Source organism: Allostella sp. (genome assembly GCF_041913585.1).
Classification (GTDB): Bacteria; Pseudomonadota; Alphaproteobacteria; order ATCC43930; family Allostellaceae; genus Allostella.
The window spans coordinates 1-3,640 of record NZ_JAYSFE010000230.1; the positions used below are offsets into that span (position 1 = coordinate 1).

A 3,640-nucleotide genomic window follows, 5' to 3' on the forward strand; every position below is an offset into this window, starting at 1 on the left:
TCATCCGCGTCCGCAGCTTCGACGTCGGTGCCTTCGTCGCCTTCGGGGCGGCGCACCTCGGCGTCGCCGGCAGCGACGTGCTGATGGAGTTCGACTATCCGGAGATCTATGCCCCGCTCGACCTCCGGATCGGCCATTGCCGGCTGATGGTGGCCGAGCCCGAGGAACTGTCGGCCTCCGACGACCCGACGCGCTGGAGCCATGTCCGCGTCGCCACCAAGTATCCGCACCTCGCCAGCCGGCACTTCGCCGCCCGCGGCGTGCAGGCGGAATGCATCCGCCTGCATGGCGCCGTCGAACTGGCGCCGCGCATCGGCCTCTGCCGCTACATCGTCGATCTCGTGCAGACCGGGTCGACGCTGAAGGCCAACGGGCTGGTCGAGATCGAGCACATCGCCGACATCTCGTCGCGCCTGATCGTCAACCGGGCGGCCCTGAAGACCCGTCCGGACGAGGTCCAGGGCTGGGTCGAGCGCTTCCGCGCCGTGGCCGAGCCGGCGGCCACCCGGCACTGACGATGGTGCGCCGACTTTCGACGGCGGACGCCGGCTTCGAGGCCGCGTTCGCCACCCTGCTCGCCGAGAAGCGCGAGGCGGACGAGGACGTCGACCAGGTCGCCGCCGCGATCATCGCCGACGTGCGCGCGCAAGGGGACGCCGCGGTCGTCGCCTACACGCTCCGCTTCGACCGCTTCGACGCCGGTGCGGCCGGGCTCCGCATCCCGCCGGCCGAGCTGGCCGCGGCCGTCGAGCGCTGCGATCCGGCCACCGTCGCCGCGCTGCGGCTGGCGGCGCGGCGGATCGAGGCGTTCCATCGGCTGCAGATCCCTGCCGGCATCGACCATGTCGACGATGCCGGCGTCCGCGTCGGGGCGGTCTGGCGGCCGATCCCGGCCGTCGGGCTCTATGTGCCGGGCGGACTCGCCGCCTACCCGAGCTCCGTCCTGATGAACGCGCTGCCGGCGCGGGTGGCCGGGGTCGGACGCCTCGCCGTCACCGTGCCGACGCCGGACGGGGTGGTGAGCCCGCTGGTGCTGGCGGCGCTGGCGATCGCCGGCGTCGACGAGGTCTACCGCATCGGCGGCGCTCAGGCGGTGGCGGCGCTCGCCTACGGCACCGAGACGATCCGGCCGGTCGACAAGATCGTCGGCCCTGGCAATGCCTACGTCGCCGCCGCCAAGCGGCGGGTCTTCGGCAAGGTCGGCATCGACATGATCGCCGGCCCGTCCGAGATCCTGGTCGTGGCCGATGCGTTCAACGATGCGGAATGGATCGCAGCCGACCTCCTCTCCCAGGCCGAGCACGACACCGCCGCCCAGTCGATCCTGCTGACGGACGACAATGGGTTCGCCGACCGTGTCGTCGCGGCCGTCGAGCGTTCGCTCCGGACCATGCCCCGGCGCGAGATCGCCGGCCGGAGCTGGGCCGATTTCGGTGCCGTCATCCTGCTGCGCGACCTCGAGGAGGCGCCGGCGCTGGTCGACCGGCTGGCGCCCGAACACCTCGAACTGGCGGTCGCCGAGCCGCAGCCGCTCGCCGACCGGATCACCAACGCCGGCGCCGTCTTCCTCGGCCGCCACACGCCGGAGGCGATCGGCGACTATGTCGCCGGCCCCAACCATGTGCTGCCGACGGCGCGCAGCGCCCGCTTCGCCTCCGGGCTCGGCGTCCTCGACTTCCTCAAGCGCACGACCTTCGTCGCGTGCGACGCTGGCAGCCTGGCGCGGATCGGGCCGGCGGCGGTGACGCTCGCCGAGGCCGAAGGGCTCCATGCCCACGCGCGGTCGGTCGCGATCCGGCTCGCCGCCGCCGGCTGAGGCGCCGGCCGGCGACGGCGCGGCCCCGGCCGCGCCCGGAGCCCGGCGCATCGCCCGCGTCACGCTCGACGAGCACACCGTGCTGCGCCGCAGCCCGGACGTCGAGCACGAGCGGGCGGTGGCGCTCTTCGATCTCGTCGAGGAGAACACCTTCCGGCTGGTCGATGGCCCGGACGGTCCCTACCACCTGCACCTCGCCATCGCCGACAACCGGCTCCGCCTCGGCGTCCGCGACGCGGGCGACCGGCCGCTCGCCGACATCGTCGTGCCGCTGCTCCCCTTCCGCCGCATCGTCCGCGACTATTTCCTCATCTGCGAGAGCTACTACGCGGCCATCCGCCGATCCTCGCCGTCGCAGATCGAGGCGATCGACATGGGCCGTCGGGCGCTCCACGACGAGGGCTCGAGCCTGTTGCGCGAGCGGCTGGCGGACCGGGTGACGGTCGACCACTCCACCGCGCGCCGGCTCTTCACGCTGGTCTGCGTCCTGCACATCCGGGGCTGACCTCTTGCGCCGTCCCGGCAGCGTCCTCTTCGCCTGCACCCAGAACGCGGTCCGTTCACCGATGGCGGAGGCGATCCTGAAGCAGCTTCACCGCCAGCGCATCTTCGTCGATTCCGCGGGCGTGCGTCCGGATCCGGTCGACCCGTTCGCCGTCGCCGTCATGGCGGAGATCGGGCTCGACCTGTCGCGCCACCGCTCCAAGAGCTTCGACGAACTGGAGGACACCTCGTTCGACCTCATCGTCACCCTGTCGCCGGAGGCCCATCACCGGGCGCTGGAGCTGACGCGGACGATGGCGGTCGACGTCGAGTACTGGCCGACCTTCGATCCGACGATCGTCGAGGGGAGCCGGGAGGTCCGCCTCGATTCCTACCGCACCGTGCGCGACGGCCTGTGGGACCGCATCGCCGCCGCCTTTCCAGGCCTGCCGACCCCGGCCCCGTGAGCGGCGGCGGGGATGGTCAGGTCGCTGCCTGGATCGCCCAGCCGGCCGCGCCGGACAGCAGCACCACCAGCCACGGCGGCACCTTCCAGAAGACGAGCAGCGTGAAGGCGGCCGCTGCCAGTCCGAAATCGGCGGCCGAGCGGATGCCGCTGGTCCAGACCGGGTCGTAGAAGGCAGCCAGCAGCAGCCCGACGACCGCCGCGTTGATCCCGACCAGCGCCTGTCGCACCCGCCGGACCCGGCGGAGCGCGTCCCAGAACGGCAGGGCGCCCACGACCAGGAGGAAGGACGGCACGAAGATGGCGACGAGGCAGATCGTCGCCCCCGCCCAGCCGTTCGGTGCCGGCCCCATGACCGCGCCGAGATAGGCGGCAAAGGTGAAGAGCGGTCCCGGAACCGCCTGTGCGGCGCCGTACCCGGCCAGGAAGTCGTCGTCGGAGACCCAGCCGGGCGGCACCACTTCGGCCTGCAGCAGCGGCAGCACGACGTGGCCGCCGCCGAAGACGAGCGAGCCGGCGCGGTAGAAGCCGTCGATCACCGCGACGGTGTGGGAGCCGCCGGCGGCGGCGAGAACGGGCAGGCCGACGAGGAGCGCCAGGAAGAGGACGAGTGCCGCGACCGCGAGGCTGCGCGAGATCTCGATTCCGAGCGGCATGTGCGGCGGCTCGCTCTCGGTGCGCGGCAGCAGCAGGCCGGCGACGCCGCCCGCCGCCACCACCGCCACCTGGATGAACGGCGTCGGCGCGGCGAGGACGGCGATCGCCGCCAGGACGGCGAGCGTGACCCGCGGGGTGTCGGGGCAGAGACTCCGGGCCATGCCCCAGATCGCCTGCGCCACCACCGCGACGGCGACGACCTTGAGGCCATGCAGCAG

5 protein-coding genes are annotated in these 3,640 nt (G+C 72.9%); 4 read left to right on the forward strand and 1 reads right to left on the reverse strand.

Features of this window, described 5'->3' with window-relative positions:
• The 4 genes from hisG to ACE3Q3_RS23420 all read left to right on the forward strand — a co-directional run.
• The coding region (gene hisG, locus ACE3Q3_RS23405) for an ATP phosphoribosyltransferase (RefSeq protein ID WP_374450111.1) at window positions 1-515 on the forward strand (515 nt) is incomplete at its 5' end.
• Between the two features lie 2 nt (window positions 516-517).
• Window positions 518-1,816 (forward strand): histidinol dehydrogenase, encoded by a 1,299-nt coding sequence (gene hisD, locus ACE3Q3_RS23410; protein ID WP_374450113.1) that lies wholly within the window; start codon window positions 518-520, stop codon window positions 1,814-1,816.
• Window positions 1,770-2,321 (forward strand): UPF0262 family protein, encoded by a 552-nt coding sequence (locus ACE3Q3_RS23415; RefSeq protein WP_374450115.1) that lies wholly within the window; start codon window positions 1,770-1,772, stop codon window positions 2,319-2,321. Before hisD ends, ACE3Q3_RS23415 begins: the two co-directional genes overlap by 47 nt.
• Before the next feature lie 4 nt (window positions 2,322-2,325).
• Complete coding sequence (locus tag ACE3Q3_RS23420; protein WP_374450117.1) at window positions 2,326-2,766, forward strand: low molecular weight phosphatase family protein; 441 nt, start codon at window positions 2,326-2,328, stop codon at window positions 2,764-2,766.
• 16 nt (window positions 2,767-2,782) lie between these two features.
• Here ACE3Q3_RS23420 and ACE3Q3_RS23425 read toward each other — a convergent pair.
• On the reverse strand, window positions 2,783-3,640 hold an 858-nt coding region (locus ACE3Q3_RS23425; protein WP_374450119.1), incomplete at its 5' end, for a chromate transporter.

What these genes read in the sequence shown, in the direction of transcription:
- ACE3Q3_RS23415 (WP_374450115.1), top strand. Translation starts at nt 1,770, where the DNA reads ATGCCCACGCGCGGTCGGTCGCGATCCGGCTCGCCGCCGCCGGCTGAG.
- hisD (WP_374450113.1), top strand. Translation starts at nt 518, where the DNA reads ATGGTGCGCCGACTTTCGACGGCGGACGCCGGCTTCGAGGCCGCGTTC.